At 60.4% G+C, this 13,504-nt stretch carries 18 protein-coding genes; 7 read left to right on the forward strand and 11 right to left on the reverse strand.

The window, feature by feature from the left end; all coding sequences use genetic code 11:
* Nucleotides 1-32: 32 nt before the first annotated feature.
* The 3 genes from QTL94_RS00525 to znuA form a co-directional block, all read right to left on the reverse strand.
* Nucleotides 33-203: a hypothetical protein gene (locus tag QTL94_RS00525; RefSeq protein ID WP_289800235.1), complete on the reverse strand. Its 171-nt coding sequence runs from the start codon at nt 201-203 to the stop codon at nt 33-35.
* On the reverse strand, nt 200-1,405 hold the full coding sequence (locus tag QTL94_RS00530) for a GTP-binding protein (protein ID WP_289800236.1): 1,206 nt from the start codon (nt 1,403-1,405) through the stop codon (nt 200-202). The genes QTL94_RS00525 and QTL94_RS00530 overlap by 4 nt, the downstream gene beginning before the upstream one ends.
* Before the next feature lie 93 nt (nt 1,406-1,498).
* Entirely contained in the window at nt 1,499-2,557 is a 1,059-nt protein-coding gene (gene znuA / locus QTL94_RS00535) for a zinc ABC transporter substrate-binding protein ZnuA (protein WP_289800237.1), read from the reverse strand.
* A gap of 101 nt (nt 2,558-2,658) precedes the next feature.
* Here znuA and QTL94_RS00540 point away from each other — a divergent pair, with 101 nt between their 5' ends.
* The 5 genes from QTL94_RS00540 (at nt 2,659) to QTL94_RS00560 (ending at nt 5,751) form a co-directional block, all read left to right on the forward strand.
* Nucleotides 2,659-3,615 (forward strand): ATP-binding cassette domain-containing protein, encoded by a 957-nt coding sequence (locus QTL94_RS00540; RefSeq protein ID WP_289800238.1) that lies wholly within the window; start codon nt 2,659-2,661, stop codon nt 3,613-3,615.
* Entirely contained in the window at nt 3,608-4,426 is an 819-nt protein-coding gene (locus QTL94_RS00545; protein ID WP_018900624.1) for an iron chelate uptake ABC transporter family permease subunit, read from the forward strand. The genes QTL94_RS00540 and QTL94_RS00545 overlap by 8 nt, the downstream gene beginning before the upstream one ends.
* Nucleotides 4,423-4,821 (forward strand): Fur family transcriptional regulator, encoded by a 399-nt coding sequence (locus QTL94_RS00550; protein ID WP_047512361.1) that lies wholly within the window; start codon nt 4,423-4,425, stop codon nt 4,819-4,821. Before QTL94_RS00545 ends, QTL94_RS00550 begins: the two co-directional genes overlap by 4 nt.
* A 122-nt stretch (nt 4,822-4,943) precedes the next feature.
* Nucleotides 4,944-5,387, forward strand: coding sequence for a hypothetical protein (locus QTL94_RS00555; RefSeq protein ID WP_289800239.1), 444 nt, complete (start codon nt 4,944-4,946; stop codon nt 5,385-5,387).
* A 10-nt stretch (nt 5,388-5,397) separates the two neighbouring features.
* Nucleotides 5,398-5,751 (forward strand): hypothetical protein, encoded by a 354-nt coding sequence (locus QTL94_RS00560; protein WP_065693999.1) that lies wholly within the window; start codon nt 5,398-5,400, stop codon nt 5,749-5,751.
* 7 nt (nt 5,752-5,758) lie between these two features.
* Here QTL94_RS00560 and QTL94_RS00565 read toward each other — a convergent pair whose 3' ends face one another.
* From QTL94_RS00565 to QTL94_RS00575, 3 genes are all read right to left on the reverse strand, one after another.
* On the reverse strand, nt 5,759-6,286 hold the full coding sequence (locus QTL94_RS00565) for a gamma carbonic anhydrase family protein (protein WP_289800240.1): 528 nt from the start codon (nt 6,284-6,286) through the stop codon (nt 5,759-5,761).
* A 13-nt stretch (nt 6,287-6,299) separates the two neighbouring features.
* Complete coding sequence (locus QTL94_RS00570) at nt 6,300-6,995, reverse strand: fumarylacetoacetate hydrolase family protein (RefSeq protein WP_289800241.1); 696 nt, start codon at nt 6,993-6,995, stop codon at nt 6,300-6,302.
* Nucleotides 6,996-7,120: 125 nt separating this feature from the next.
* Nucleotides 7,121-7,738 carry an O-methyltransferase gene (locus tag QTL94_RS00575; RefSeq protein ID WP_289800242.1) on the reverse strand — a complete coding sequence of 206 codons (618 nt, stop codon included), beginning with the start codon at nt 7,736-7,738 and terminating at the stop codon, nt 7,121-7,123.
* Nucleotides 7,739-7,925: 187 nt separating this feature from the next.
* On the opposite strand from QTL94_RS00575, the gene dusA reads away from it, so the two are divergent.
* Entirely contained in the window at nt 7,926-8,924 is a 999-nt protein-coding gene (dusA, locus tag QTL94_RS00580) for a tRNA dihydrouridine(20/20a) synthase DusA (protein WP_289800297.1), read from the forward strand.
* Between the two features lie 286 nt (nt 8,925-9,210).
* Here the strand turns inward: dusA and QTL94_RS00585 are convergent, their stop codons facing one another.
* The 3 genes from QTL94_RS00585 to QTL94_RS00595 all read right to left on the reverse strand — a co-directional run bounded on the left by QTL94_RS00585 (nt 9,211) and on the right by QTL94_RS00595 (nt 10,625).
* Nucleotides 9,211-9,423, reverse strand: a complete 213-nt coding sequence (locus QTL94_RS00585) for a cold-shock protein (protein WP_018900054.1) — start codon at nt 9,421-9,423, stop codon at nt 9,211-9,213.
* Between the two features lie 429 nt (nt 9,424-9,852).
* Nucleotides 9,853-10,056: a hypothetical protein gene (locus QTL94_RS00590; protein ID WP_289800243.1), complete on the reverse strand. Its 204-nt coding sequence runs from the start codon at nt 10,054-10,056 to the stop codon at nt 9,853-9,855.
* Between the two features lie 101 nt (nt 10,057-10,157).
* Nucleotides 10,158-10,625: a hypothetical protein gene (locus tag QTL94_RS00595; protein WP_289800244.1), complete on the reverse strand. Its 468-nt coding sequence runs from the start codon at nt 10,623-10,625 to the stop codon at nt 10,158-10,160.
* 573 nt (nt 10,626-11,198) lie between these two features.
* Between QTL94_RS00595 and QTL94_RS00600 the strand changes: the two genes are divergently transcribed.
* A complete protein-coding gene (locus tag QTL94_RS00600; protein ID WP_289800245.1) occupies nt 11,199-12,668 on the forward strand; it encodes an ATP-binding protein in 1,470 nt (489 codons plus the stop codon).
* A 126-nt stretch (nt 12,669-12,794) separates the two neighbouring features.
* Here QTL94_RS00600 and QTL94_RS00605 read toward each other — a convergent pair whose 3' ends face one another.
* Both QTL94_RS00605 and QTL94_RS00610 read right to left on the reverse strand, forming a co-directional pair.
* A complete protein-coding gene (locus QTL94_RS00605; protein ID WP_289800246.1) occupies nt 12,795-13,115 on the reverse strand; it encodes a type II toxin-antitoxin system RelE/ParE family toxin in 321 nt (106 codons plus the stop codon).
* Nucleotides 13,073-13,360, reverse strand: coding sequence for a CopG family ribbon-helix-helix protein (locus QTL94_RS00610; protein WP_289800247.1), 288 nt, complete (start codon nt 13,358-13,360; stop codon nt 13,073-13,075). The genes QTL94_RS00605 and QTL94_RS00610 overlap by 43 nt, the downstream gene beginning before the upstream one ends.
* Nucleotides 13,361-13,504: the final 144 nt, after the last annotated feature.

Consider the following 13,504-nt stretch of genomic DNA (forward strand, 5'->3'; position numbering starts at 1 on the left):
ATTGACGAGAAGGGCGGCTCCGCCGCCCTTTTTCATGTCTGGCGCTCCGCCGTGTTGTGCGCCAGCCGCGCTACCAGCTTGCTAAGCACCCCGGCGGGTGGCTTACGCTCCTCTCCGACCGGTGCCGCCAGCCCTTCGATCGGTGGCAGCGGGTCGCATTCCTCGCAGACGCATTGATATCTCCTGATCGCTTGCGCTTTCATGCGGCCTGATCTCCCCAGCGGGCGAAGGGATCGGGCATGTCGCGCCATTTGTCCGGCGTGAAGTCCTCGGTGCTGACAAGACATGCGTCGAGACGCTCGCGGATCCAGGCTTCGTCCATCGGGTCGGCGCCGATGAAGACGATCTCCTGGCGGCGGTCGCCCCAGACGGGGTGCAGATAGGGTCCGATCGCGGTCATGAAGCGCGGATCGTCCGGCCAGCGCTCCCTCGGCACCGCCGACCACCATGTGCCCATGCGGCTGGTGCGCAGGATGGCGCCGGCCTGGCTGACCTCGCCGACATGATGTGGCCGGGTGGCGAGCCAGAAGAAGCCCTTGGCGCGGACCACACCCGGCCAGGCCGTGTCGAAGAAGCGCTGCAGTTTCGCCGGATCGAAGGGGCGCTTCTCGCGATAGACGAAGGAGCGGATGCCGTATTCCTCGGTTTCCGGCACATGATCGTTGAAGCCGTGCATCTCCTTGTACCAGAGCGGATGGGTCTCGGCCTTGTCGATGTCGAACAGGCCGGTGCCGAGTACCTCCTGCGGACGGACCTTGCCGAAATCGGCCTCGATCAGCCGGGCATCCGGGTTCAGGCCGACGACGATCTGGCGGGCGGCCTGGAGCTGTTCGGCTGTGGCGGTGCCAACCTTGTTGAGGATGACGACGTCGGCGAACTCGATCTGCTCGACCAAGAGGTCGATCACCGTTCTGACATCGCCATCGCCGGCCGTCTCTCCGCGGTCGCCGAGGAAATCGCTCGAGGCATAGTCCGCCAGCAGGCCGGCGGCATCGACAACGGTGACCATGGTATCGAGCTCGGCGACATCGGACAGGCTCATGCCGTCCTCATCGCGGAACTCGAAGGTGGTGGCGACGGGGAGCGGCTCGGCGATCCCCGTGGATTCGATCAGCAGGTAGTCGAAACGGTCCTGCTCGGCGAGCTGGCGGACTTCCTTCAACAGGTCGTCGCGCAGCGTGCAGCAGATGCAGCCATTGGTCATCTCGACCAGTTCCTCATCCGTGCGCGACAGGTTGGCGCCACCATCGCGCACCAGCGCCGCATCGATGTTGACCTCGCTCATGTCGTTGACGATCACGGCGACGCGCAGGCCATCGCGGTTGGCCAGTATGTGGTTCAGCAGCGTCGTCTTGCCGGCGCCGAGGAAGCCGGAGAGGACGGTGACCGGCAGTTTCTTGTTCATTGCGATCTCTAGTTAATGTTATAATATCACATTGATGGATCTGAAAAAGGCGGACTGTGTGCCCGCCTTTTTCGATATGCGGTGGGGCTGGTATCAGCTTTCGCGTGAGAGGCAGTCCTTCAGATTGTTGGCGATCCCGCGCATCAGCTTGAAATAGAGATCCGGGCCGGCGTCGAGTGTGGCGGCTTCCGGATCGAGCACGCCGGCCTTGGCCTTGGTGCCCTCGAGCACGACATCGACGAGGCGCGGCTGGAACTGCGGCTCGGCGAAGACGCAGGTCGCACCGAGGTCGGCGACCTTCTTGTGGATCTCGGCGATCCGCTCGGCGCCGGGGATGGTTTCCGGGCTGACGGTGATCGAGCCGGCGACGCGCACCTTGTATCGGTTTTCGAAATACTGGTAGGCGTCGTGGAAGACGATGAAGGGCTTGTCCTTGACCGGTGATACGATGCCTGAGATTTCCTTGTCGAGCGCGTCGAGCTTGGCGTTCAGCGCCTCGGCATTGGCTTGGTAGGCAAGGGCGTTGGCAGGGTCGGCTGCCACCAGCGTGGTGGTGATCTCGGCGGCCATGGCCTTGGCGTTTTCGGGGTCGAGCCAGAGGTGGGTGTCGAAGGCGCCGTGGCCGTGGTCGTGATCGTCATGTGCCTCGGCGGCGTGATCGTGATCATGACCGGCCGCTTCCTTGGCGTGATCGTGGCCACCGGCCTCTTCGGCATGGTCGTGGCCAGCTTCATGCGCATCGCCATCATGGTCGCCATCATCATGGGCTTCGAAGGCGCCGCCCTCGCGAAACTTCAGCTTGGTCAGGCCGGGCGCCTTGTCGAGTTCGGCGACGCTGGCATCCTCTCCTAGCGCTTCCAGCGGCTTTTCCAGGAAGGCTTCCATGCCGGGGCCGACCCAGAAGACGACCTTGGCATCCTGCAGCGCCTTGGCGTTGGAGGGCTTCATCGAATAGGTGTGCGGGGAAGCGGCACCATCGACGATCAGCTCTGGCGTGCCGACGCCCTGCATGATGGCGGAGACCAGCGAGTGCACCGGCTTGATCGAGGTGACGACGACGGGGGCATCCGCGCCGCGGGCCGTGCCGGCAAGGAGGAGGGCCGGGAGTGCGAGGCCTTGTAGCGCCAGGGAAAGGCCGGTCGCGAGTTTCATGTGCATGCTCCGCTTGAATTGCATAGGTAATGTTATTACATCAATTGCGTTATGCTATAACGTGTGCGATAGCAGGGCGCAACAGCACTTTCGGAAAAATGATGCCATTACCCGCAAATTCCGAGGCGAGACCGGTCGTCTCGCTTTCCAATGTCGGTGTCCGCAGAAACGGCCGCTGGCTGGTTCGCGGCGTCGATTTTTCCGTCTCGCGCGGCGAGATCGTGACGCTGATCGGCCCCAACGGTTCCGGCAAATCGACGACGGTGAAGACGGCGATCGGGGTGATAAAGGCCGACGAGGGCAAAGTGACGCGCGCGTCCGGGCTGAAGGTCGGCTATGTCCCGCAGAAGCTCGCCATCGACTGGACGCTGCCGCTGACGGTGCGCCGGCTGATGACGTTGACGGGGCCGCTTTCGGCAAGTGACATGAACGAGGCGCTCGATGCCGTCGGGCTTTCCCACATGCGCGATGCCGAGGTTCAGCATCTCTCCGGCGGTGAGTTTCAGCGGGCGCTGATGGCGCGCGCCATTGCCCGCAAGCCTGATCTGCTTGTGCTCGACGAGCCGGTGCAGGGCGTCGATTTCTCCGGCGAGATCGCGATCTACGAGCTGATCAAGACGATCCGCAACACGACGGGATGCGGCATCCTGCTGATTTCGCACGACCTGCATGTGGTGATGGCGGCGACCGATACCGTGATCTGCCTCAACGGCCATGTCTGCTGCCGGGGCACGCCGCAGGCGGTGACGCAGAGTGCCGAATATGTGCGGCTGTTCGGCAGCCGCGCGGCGCAGTCGCTTGCCGTCTATAGTCACGATCACGATCATACGCATCTCCCCGATGGCCGCGTTCTGCATGCGGATGGCTCGGTGACGGATCATTGCCATCCTGAGGACGGCCACCACCACGGCCATGATCACGCTGGTCATGACCATGCGGGCCACGGTCATTCCGCGCACTCTCATGACCACGGACACGCGCATCATGACCACGCCCACCATCATACGGCCGATGACGGGCACGGGCACAAGCATCCGGCGGGAGAGCGCCATGTTTGACGATTTCTTCGTCCGCGCCATCATCGCCGGCGTCGGACTGGCGCTGACCACGGGGCCGCTCGGCTGCTTCATCATCTGGCGGCGCATGGCCTATTTCGGCGATACGATTTCGCATTCGGCGCTGCTCGGCGTGGCACTGTCGCTGCTCATGCAGTTCAACCTGACGCTCTCGGTCTTCGTGGTGGCGGCCGCCGTCTCGATCCTGCTGCTCTTGCTGCAGAAGCGGCAGGCGCTGTCTGCCGATGCGCTGCTTGGCATTCTCTCGCATGCGACGCTGGCGATCGGGCTGGTCATGGTCGCCTTCATGACGTGGGTGCGTATCGACCTCATCGCCTTTCTGTTCGGCGATATCCTCGCCGTCTCCAAGGCCGATATCGCCTTCATCTGGGGCGGCGGCATTCTGGTGCTTGGTGCGATTGCCTGGCTGTGGCGGCCGCTGCTTGCCTCGACCGTCAATCCCGAACTGGCCGAGGCCGAGGGGCTGAAGCCGGAGCGGGCGCGGCTGTTCTTCATGCTTCTCATGGCCGTCGTCATCGCCATTGCCATGAAGATCGTAGGCATCATGCTGATCACGTCGCTGCTGATCATCCCGGCCGCCGCTGCACGTCGTTTCTCGTCGACGCCTGAGATCATGGCGGTGCTCGCCTCGCTGATCGGTGCGGTTGCCGTGGTCGGCGGGCTGTTCGGCTCGCTCACCTACGACACGCCGTCGGGCCCGTCGATCGTGGTCGCGGCCCTCATTCTCTTCATTCTCAGCCTGCTGCCCAAATTCGGGCGAGGCCAGGCCGCCACGGAAGGACAAGGCTCATGAGCGCACCCGCACTGACCAAGAACCAGGCGCTTGTCTTCGACGTTCTGGAAAAGGCCGACGGCCCGCTCAGCGCCTACACCATTCTCGACAAGCTGCGCGACCACGGTTTTCGCGCCCCGCTGCAGGTCTACCGGGCACTTGAGAAGCTGCTCGAATATGGCGTCGTGCACCGGCTGGAGAGCATCAACTCCTTCGTCGCCTGCGCGCATCCCGGCGAGAACTGCCACAGCCACGGCATCGTCGCCTTCGCCATTTGCGAGAGCTGCGGCCAGGTGATGGAATTCCACGACCACGAGGTTGACCACCGCCTGACGGACTGGACCAAGTCCAAGAAGTTCAAGGCCGAGAAGACGACGATCGAGATCCGCGGGCTTTGCGAGGCTTGTGCGGCATAGCCGCTGTCGCAGGATCACCTGCAACCGTATGCATCTAATTGGTGTATTGTTGTTAGTTGAAATTATAGATTGCATTTCAGGTTGTGCAATCTATAGTGTCCCTGCGTTCAGGGGACATCGCTATGAATTTCTCACACAGATTTGCACTGCTATTGCTGCCGTCCTTGCTGGGTGGGTGCGCAGCGTTTGCACCTTCCTACAACGAGGCGATCTACACAAAGCTCGATGGCGCGCATTCCAGCCTCACCAAGATCGAGACGACCATGGAGACCAAGGCTCCGAGCCGCACACCTTACCGCGCCGTGGAGCCTTACTATATCGATGCACTGGCACAGGTGAAGGAAGCGGGCGAAATCGCCGAGAAGCGACCGGCCTACCTGCACGGTCGCCCTGCAGCCGCTGCCGCGCAACTGGTTGCCGACAATATCGACCGCTGCCATAAGGCGATCGAGCTCTCCCGGGCGGCCTATGATACGGGAGGCCAGGCGCCGAACGAAGCCGACAATATCGCCATCGTCCGCAACATATGCGCCATCGCCAAGACGATGGAAGGCTCGCTGAAGTAGGGGTTCTATCATGGTCGATCTCGCAACATTCGCACCGAAATCCGCCCAAGAGTTGGGTGAGGGGCTGCTGACTGTCGCCGCCGCCAAGGCGAAAGAGCAGTGGGACAAGATCAGACAGGAAATGACTGCGCAGCTCAGCTTCATCGCGCAGATGACGACCAAGGTGATCGCACAACTCGCCGCCAAGGAAATCACGGCGCAGCGGGCCGATGTGACACTGCATCTCCTCGAATACAATCTGAACAGCGCGCTCGCGGAGTTCAAATTCCTTGTCTACAACGCGGCCCAGAAAATTCTGTCCGCGGTGTTTGATCTCATCAAGGCTGCGGTCAAGAACCTGACGGGCATCAGCCTGCTGTTCTGATGCTCGTTCAGAGCTGTTTCAGATCACGGGCGAAGCGCTGCCAGTTGGCGACGTAGTTCTCCGCGGAGCGCTTCAGCCCTTCAATCGCCTCCTCATCGAGGGTGCGGATGACGCGGGCGGGGGATCCGACGATCAGCGAATTGTCGGGATATTCCTTGCCCTCGGTGATCAAGGCGTTGGCGCCGACGAGGCAATTGTTTCCGATCCGGGCGCCGTTCAGCACCGTTGCTCCCATGCCGATCAGCGAGTTGTCGCCGATCCTGCAACCGTGAACGATGGCGTGATGGCCGATGGTGCAGCCTTCGCCGATCGTCAGCGGCGCACCGGGGTCGGTGTGCAGCATGGCGCCCTCCTGGATATTGGTCGCTTTGCCGATGGTGATCGGCTCGTTGTCGCCGCGCAGCACCGCGCCGAACCAGATGCCGACATCCGCGCCCAGGATCACCTTGCCGATCACATGCGCGTCAGGCGCGATCCAGTAGGTCCCGGGTGGCGGCAGATCGGGCTGGTGGCCGGAAAGCGCATAGATCGGCATCGGCTCTTCTCCTTCAGGCAACGGTGACTGACAGCGTCGCGATGCCGTCGACACCGCAGTCGATGCGATCGCCGCGCTTGACGGCGCCGACGCCCGCCGGCGTTCCGGTCATGATTACGTCGCCGGGCGCAAGCACGAACAGCTTTGACAGTTCGGCGATGATCTCAGGGACCTTCCAGATCATCTGGTTGAGATCACCATCCTGTGCGCGCTTGCCATTGAGGTCGAGCCAGATGCGGCCGGCGGTCGGATGCCCAACGCGGGCCGCCGGGATGATCGCCGACACGGGGGCCGAATGTTCAAACGCCTTGGCGATCTCCCATGGACGCCCCAGCTTCTTTGCTTCGGCCTGCAGGTCGCGGCGCGTGAAATCGATGCCGACGGCATAGCCGTAGACGCAATCGAGTGCTGCTTCCGTGGCGATGTTCTGCCCACCCGATTTCAGGGCGAGCACGCACTCCACCTCGAAATGAACATCGCTGGACAGCGGCGGGTAGGGGAACTGCTTGCCGGCGGCCAGCAGGTTATCGGCGTTCTTCTGGAAGAAGAAGGGCGGCTCGCGACTCGGGTCATGCCCCATCTCGATCGCGTGGTCGGCATAGTTGCGCCCGACGCAGTAGACGCGGCGGACGGGGAACAATCCGGCCTCGCCCTCGACGGGCAACAGGACAGGCTGGGGAAGGGGGATGACCGTAGCGGAATTGGACATGCTGTGCTCTTGCTGCTGTGTGTGTCGGGCCATCTTAGACGCAAACGATCGAGCGGGGAAAGGATGGTTCGTGTCCCCGCGCGCCAATTTGATCGCCAGTCATTTCAACCTGTTGACCGGGGACCTCAGCCGGGCTCGTATCTGCTGATCTCCAGACCGGCGCCGACGGGGATCTCGACGCTGGTGATGCCGGGCTTGGAGCGGATGGCGCGTGCATAGTTGCGGACGTCTTCGTTGCCGGGGCGCGTCATGTTGTCGGCTATGATGATTGCGCCGGGATTGAGCTTGGGATAGAAAGCCTCGAGGCAGGGAACGTACAAATCCTTCCACAGGTCGACCAAGACGAGATCGATGCCGATCTGCAGATCACCGATCATCGCCACGGCATCGCCGACCCTGAAATCGATGTGATCCGCAAGGCCGGCCTTGATCGCCATGTCGCGCGCATAGGCGGACTTGTATTCGTGCAGTTCAATGGTGATAAGCCTGCCACCCGTCTGCCGGGCAGCCTCCGCCAACCAGATTCCCGAGTAGCCGAACGAGGTGCCAAGTTCCAGTATGGTCGGGGCAGCGAGGCTCTTTGCGATGATGTTGAGCAGCTGACCGGTCTGCGGTCCGACGGCCCGCAGCCGCCGATCCTGTCCGCCGTCGCGCCCGCCGGGTGCTTCCTCGCGCGGGCTGTTCTTCTCCTTGTCGATCAGCTCGTGATAGGCATCGAGCACGGCCAGGATCTTCGCGTCCATGATATCTCCCTTCGGCAGTCGGCGACCACGTAAACGTGCAAGCGGCGGTCGGGCCAATTAATTCGATGTAATGATTGGTCGGTGTTTGCGTTCCCGTATTGCAGCCCTGCGTGGGAGAAACTGGTGTTTCGCCGGTCTTTGCGGTATGAGCGCGGGCATGACCACATCTCATTTCTACGCCGAGGCCTTGAAAACCGGACGGCCGATCTTCGCTGTTGCACCGATGATCGACTGGACCGATCGTCATTGCCGGTATTTTCACCGACAGATCAGTCGCAATGCGCTGCTCTATACCGAAATGGTGGTGGCGGACGCGATCATACATGGGCCGCGCGAGCGGTTGCTGTCGTTCGATGCGGCGGAGCACCCTGTCGCGTTGCAGCTTGGGGGATCGGATCCTGACAAGCTGGTGAAGGCGGTGGAGATTGCGGCGCCCTATGGCTACGACGAGATCAACCTGAATGTCGGCTGCCCCTCGGATCGGGTGCAATCGGGAACATTCGGAGCATGCCTGATGCTGACGCCGGAGACGGTCGCTGCGTGCATCAAGGCGATGAAGGCGGTCTCGGCTGTGCCGGTGACGGTCAAATGCCGGATCGGCGTGGACGAGCAGGACCCGGAAGTGGCCTTGCCCGAGCTGCTGGACCGAGTGCTCGATGCCGGGGCGGATGCCGTATGGATCCATGCCCGCAAGGCCTGGCTGAAGGGACTGTCGCCGAAGGAGAACCGCGAGATCCCGCCGCTCGACTACGACATTGTCTATCGCATGAAGCAGGCTCGGCCGGACGTTTTCGTCGGCATCAACGGCGGTATCCAGACGCTCGACGCGGCCGCGGAACACCTCCGGCATGTCGATGGCGTCATGCTCGGGCGCGCGGCCTACCAGAACGCGGCGGTGCTCGCCGATGTCGACCAGCGATTCTTCGGCGCGCCGGAGGCCGAGATCGACTGGAATGCCCTGCGCGACCGGATGATGGCCTATGCCGACCGCCACATCGCCGGCGGCGGACGGTTGCAGCAGGTGGCCCGACACATGGTCGGCCTGTTTACCGGTCTTCCCGGCGCGCGGCGCTACCGGCAGATCCTGTCGACCGATGCGGTGAAGACAGGGGCGGGGCCCGAGGTGATCGCCGCCGCCTTCGCGGCGGTGGATTTCTCCGGCGCGAAAGAGGCGGTCAGCGCCTAGAGCGGGCCTGCCGCCGGTTATTTGCTGGCGCCGTCCTTACCAACGTCGTCGTCCGGCTTCTGGGGCAGCGGGTCCGATCCTGCAAAAACAGAAAACCCGGCATTTCGCCCGCATATGTTCAGCTATCATTGCATGCCCGGAAGGCGCGGGGACATTGCTGCGCCAAAAATTTCATGGCCGAGGCCGCCCGCCGCCCGGGCTCACCCTCGCCGAACAACCATTGCACCAACGAAAAACGGCGCCCCTTGCGGAGCGCCGTCTCATCCCTGCCGAGGCAGGAATTGAATTAGTTAGCCGAGATGTTGACGGCCTTCGGGCCCTTGCCCATGCGATCCGGCTCGGTGTCGAAGGTTACCTGCTGGCCTTCGCGGAGCGACTGGATGCCGGAAGCCTGAAGAGCGGAGATGTGAACGAAAACGTCCTTCGCACCGCCGTCCGGAGTGATGAAACCAAAACCCTTGTCCTGGTTGAAGAATTTTACGACGCCTTTGGTGGCCATTGGGATAGGTCCTTTTCCCTGTAGTCTGTTTGGTATCCACCCCCTCGAAAGGAAATGGACGGCTTTAGCTTTCGCGCCCCCTCATCTGGATTCAGCGCGCGAAGGGTCAGTCGAGTAGTTCACGAACGGGGAAAGAACGTCTACGCACGTGAGGTCCCCCCACGCCACCTTCCCGCAAGAAGGCTCAGCCACATCAGTCCAGTCACCGGCATGCAAATGCCCGAGTACCGAATTGGTGCCAGTATTCGAAGCAAAATGCAAGCGAGAATATTGTGGCACCAGACGGGACAACCCGGGAATAGCCAAAGATTCAAACACTTGACGAATAGTAAGCGCGCCCGGTTACTGCTGTTTCCTTTTGGGAATGCGTGCCGCAACGGTACGGTTCGCGCCGCCTGTCGCCGATGCCGTGGCGCCGGATATAGCCGACTAGCGAGCGCCGCCCCCGGCTAGCTTGTGCTGCACCAGCTCGGCGCTGCCGCGGACGTGAGAAACGATTGGCTTGCCCGATGCATCGGTGATCGCATAGGCGATGACGGTCACCTCTTCCTCGAAGGTCGAGACATAGAGAACCTGCGCCGGATTGACATAGATCATCTGATTGTGGGTGTTCCTGAAGCCTACCATTGCCATGCCTGTCTCCTTCCGTGCAGCGGGCGGCACCTATGCCACGCAGGGGTTGATGCAAGTTTAACGGGCCGCCCCGGAAAATGCATGGCGCGCGGGCCGGGCGCTCAGGCACCGGTCCGCCCCGCAGGGCGCTTCAGCGCGGCTGCGGCATCGATCCTCGCCCTGGCCCGGAGGGCGGCATCGAGATGGGCATGGCCGTTATCGCCGGGCGGCAGGGCATTGCGGACGATATCGGTAACCGCCCTGAAATCGTCCTTCAGCCTGTCGATCACCAGCCGGTAGAGAATGCCGTATTCGCCCCGATGCGCCGCCTCGTAGACCTGTGCCGCGGCAACCAGGAATGTGTCGTAGGCCTGCTGTTGCTCGTCCGTGAGCATGCCGCAGCAGACCGGCATCTGGTCGTCCACGAAGACCCGCTGGCACCAACGCGCCCGGCGACAGGCGCGCAGGCCGCAGACCATTGCGGGGAAGGCGAGCATTTCGGCCGTGCGCAGGCGCAGCATGATCATGCCGTATTGGCCGATGCGCTCTTCCCATTCCTGTCCGGGCCGTTTGCGTGCGATGCCTGCCATCTGATTTCTCCCGTTCTCACGGGACACCTGTCAGCGGGCGCGGTTGCGCCCTCACGCGGCTGGTCTCACCCGTGGCTTGATCCTGCTGTCGGTTGCGGCCCATCAAGGGCGGCAGGTTCGGACGGGGCGCTCGAAAGAGCCTCATCTGAAAAGTGTAAAATGGCGCTGTCGAGCGCCCCGTTCGGCGGTTTGTGCCCGCAACTCCGGTCCCTCTGCAGCCTTGCCCGAGGAAGCGGCGATTCCCAAGAAGGCCATGTGTGCCACACAGGCACGTCCGGAGCGAAACTCGACACCGCATTCGCGCGGACGCCGCCGTCACCGGAGGGAGACCATTTTCTGCGGACCCCGGATGAGAGAGCTTGCGTCCTCCTCCAACACCCGGCGCCGACCCCATCTCGCCGGCACGCCTGCCGGTGTATCCGTGGTGGGATGAGGGGATGATGGCATGGGTGGGGAGGGTGGGGGAAATTTTAGGGCGTGAATTTTCGCGATTGTCGCTTAAGTTGCGGTGGTGAGTGCTGCAAGAATCATATTACGCTATCGCATCTAAGTCATTGGAGTTGCGCAATGAGAATGTCCAAGTTTAATTTTGGAGAGTACGACGGCCGGCAAGAATATCTCCGGGGGGAGGATTATTTTCTTAACTCATTCATGCTTCCTCCAAACTTCAATACATCAAATATAAGCAACAATAAGAAATTTATTATCGTCGGTCACAAGGGTGTTGGAAAGTCTTCCGTTCAACTTTATATGGAAAGGTTGAGGCGAGAAGAGGGGTACCTTACGGACTTTCTGAGCTTTTATGATGATCTTTCGCCGAATGACTATTTGGAATTTTCAAAAACGCAGAGAATTAGTTTTGTGGAAGTGGCTAATGCTGCTGATGCGACGGCTCTATACGACTTCAGAGAGGTTTGGGTTCGAATAATACTTAAAAAGATTGCGGAGCTTCTTGATCGTGATTTCCCATCAAGCTTCACCAGATTGATGAATCGCTCCCACTCCGGCTCAAAGTCCTTGGTTGACGGCATTGCCGCAGGCCTAAGGATAAAAGGGGACTTTAAGCTCATTTTTGGTGACATTGGCATCGATTATGATTTTTCAAAACTCAGCGACGCTGGTGTGATGCCGCTTTCCGATTTTAATGAACTGGCATTAAAACTGTTGTTGGAGAGCCACGCTGGTGCGATGATATTTTACTCAATCGACGAGCTTGTTGTTAGCAACTTTGAGACTAAAAGCGATGAGTTCAAGGTTAGGATGGCAATAATAAGAGATGTCATCAAGAGCTCGAATAAATTGAACAATTTTTTTGTCAAGAATGGGATGGATATAAACGTAGTATGCTCTCTACGACCTGAGGTCCGAGATATTCTTTACAACCTTGATAGCGACATAAGTAAATTTCTCGACAGCTGCTATACTAGCGTCGACTGGAACGCGGTCGAGGATATGCACCACCCCCTCGTTGAGGTTTTATTCAGAAAAGTGCAGTTCGGATCACCAACGGAGATGTCGCGAGAACATGTGGAGGCAATGTTTGTTGGGAGTATGGACTTTACAAAGGAGCGGGTGCCTATTCCATTGTTCCTGCTTCGGCAAAGTTGGCATAGACCGCGTGACGTTGTCCGTTTTCTAAAATGCTATGCTGAAAAAAATGGGGGAGATGAAAGCTTTAACGAGGACGGCGTTAAGAAAATGCTGGATGATTACTCGCGGATTTCAGCTCGCGAATGCTTTGATGAGATTTCAGTGAAGTATTCGCAGGAAACAACGATGAAGATAAGGAATTTAATCCGTAAGAATTACTTTTCTACATACGATGAGTTTATTTCCGCATTCTCTGTTTTGGAAAACAAGATCGACCTTGAAGAGCTGGCTAACGACTTGTTTAATGCCGGCGTTATATACAACGTCGATAGAGTTGATAATAAAAATAGGTATTTTGCTGCACATCGCGGAGTGGATAGGCTGTTTAAAGACATGGGGATATTTGTACACCAAGGGCTTTGGCACTATTTCGCTATCCGTCACCGTTCGTAACGACTAGGGAGGTGCAGCGCTATGCTGCGCCCACCCACGCTACGCTTTGCCGCCCACATCACCCGCACCTCAAGGCTGCCGACGCCTGTTTTCGTCCCCGACTTAGACGCGCTTTTTCGCATTTGGCTACGGCTTTGACCGAAGGCGAGCGCTTACTGTTGCTCGGTGGCCCGGCCACCGCTGCGCTGCATGGAAAACCGCAATGATCTCGACGTGCCCTGCGTTCAGCCGATAGGCGACGATGTAGGGAATATCCTCCAGAGCCAGTTCCCTCGTGCCGGCTATGCGGCCGGGGCGCCCCAGGTCAGGCTGATCACGGAGGAGATCGATGGCGGCGGCAAGTCGGGCGATGACGCGTTGAGCGGCAGTAGGGTTATCCTGCCCGATCCATTCACCGATGTGCCTTAGATTGCCGAGCGCGTGCCTCGTGCAACGGATTGGCGGCATCGGGCGCCGCGCGTTTTTATCCCATACTTGGCGAAAACCGCGCTCACCTCATCTTCGCTCGCAAATTCTCCCCGGTCGGCTTCCGCGAGACCGGCCTCGATTTCGGCCAACTGCCATTCCTCGCGGGCCAGAAAATCCTCGATTGCATCGGCGGCGACACTGTCGGCCGGTTTCGACAGCCTGTCGGCCAGGCGGTCGAGGCGGGCGGCGGTTTCTTCGGGAAGATGGACGGTAATCGCGTTCATGGAGAACCTGCGGTTCAGGCGATTATGAAAGTTTGGTGGATCGCGTCAAGCGGACGCGCCTACGGTTCCTGCGCGGGGGCTTCCCCGAATGCCCTCATCCCTGTGCCCAGACTTCGTCCGGGCGATGTCACAGGGATCCAGCGC

It is taken from the genome of Rhizobium sp. S96 (assembly GCF_030382195.1).
Lineage (GTDB): Bacteria > Pseudomonadota > Alphaproteobacteria > Rhizobiales > Rhizobiaceae > Rhizobium.

Excerpts from the sequence above, each read along its gene's own strand:
- QTL94_RS00525 (WP_289800235.1), bottom strand. The coding sequence starts at position 203 with ATGAAAGCGCAAGCGATCAGGAGATATCAATGCGTCTGCGAGGAATGC.
- QTL94_RS00530 (WP_289800236.1), bottom strand. The coding sequence starts at position 1,405 with ATGAACAAGAAACTGCCGGTCACCGTCCTCTCCGGCTTCCTCGGCGCC.
- znuA (WP_289800237.1), bottom strand. The coding sequence starts at position 2,557 with ATGAAACTCGCGACCGGCCTTTCCCTGGCGCTACAAGGCCTCGCACTC.
- QTL94_RS00540 (WP_289800238.1), top strand. The coding sequence starts at position 2,659 with ATGCCATTACCCGCAAATTCCGAGGCGAGACCGGTCGTCTCGCTTTCC.
- QTL94_RS00545 (WP_018900624.1), top strand. The coding sequence starts at position 3,608 with ATGTTTGACGATTTCTTCGTCCGCGCCATCATCGCCGGCGTCGGACTG.
- QTL94_RS00550 (WP_047512361.1), top strand. The coding sequence starts at position 4,423 with ATGAGCGCACCCGCACTGACCAAGAACCAGGCGCTTGTCTTCGACGTT.
- QTL94_RS00555 (WP_289800239.1), top strand. The coding sequence starts at position 4,944 with ATGAATTTCTCACACAGATTTGCACTGCTATTGCTGCCGTCCTTGCTG.
- QTL94_RS00560 (WP_065693999.1), top strand. The coding sequence starts at position 5,398 with ATGGTCGATCTCGCAACATTCGCACCGAAATCCGCCCAAGAGTTGGGT.
- QTL94_RS00565 (WP_289800240.1), bottom strand. The coding sequence starts at position 6,286 with ATGCCGATCTATGCGCTTTCCGGCCACCAGCCCGATCTGCCGCCACCC.
- QTL94_RS00570 (WP_289800241.1), bottom strand. The coding sequence starts at position 6,995 with ATGTCCAATTCCGCTACGGTCATCCCCCTTCCCCAGCCTGTCCTGTTG.
- QTL94_RS00575 (WP_289800242.1), bottom strand. The coding sequence starts at position 7,738 with ATGGACGCGAAGATCCTGGCCGTGCTCGATGCCTATCACGAGCTGATC.
- QTL94_RS00585 (WP_018900054.1), bottom strand. The coding sequence starts at position 9,423 with ATGGCCACCAAAGGCGTCGTAAAATTCTTCAACCAGGACAAGGGTTTT.
- QTL94_RS00590 (WP_289800243.1), bottom strand. The coding sequence starts at position 10,056 with ATGGCAATGGTAGGCTTCAGGAACACCCACAATCAGATGATCTATGTC.
- QTL94_RS00595 (WP_289800244.1), bottom strand. The coding sequence starts at position 10,625 with ATGGCAGGCATCGCACGCAAACGGCCCGGACAGGAATGGGAAGAGCGC.
- QTL94_RS00600 (WP_289800245.1), top strand. The coding sequence starts at position 11,199 with ATGTCCAAGTTTAATTTTGGAGAGTACGACGGCCGGCAAGAATATCTC.
- QTL94_RS00605 (WP_289800246.1), bottom strand. The coding sequence starts at position 13,115 with ATGCCGCCAATCCGTTGCACGAGGCACGCGCTCGGCAATCTAAGGCAC.
- QTL94_RS00610 (WP_289800247.1), bottom strand. The coding sequence starts at position 13,360 with ATGAACGCGATTACCGTCCATCTTCCCGAAGAAACCGCCGCCCGCCTC.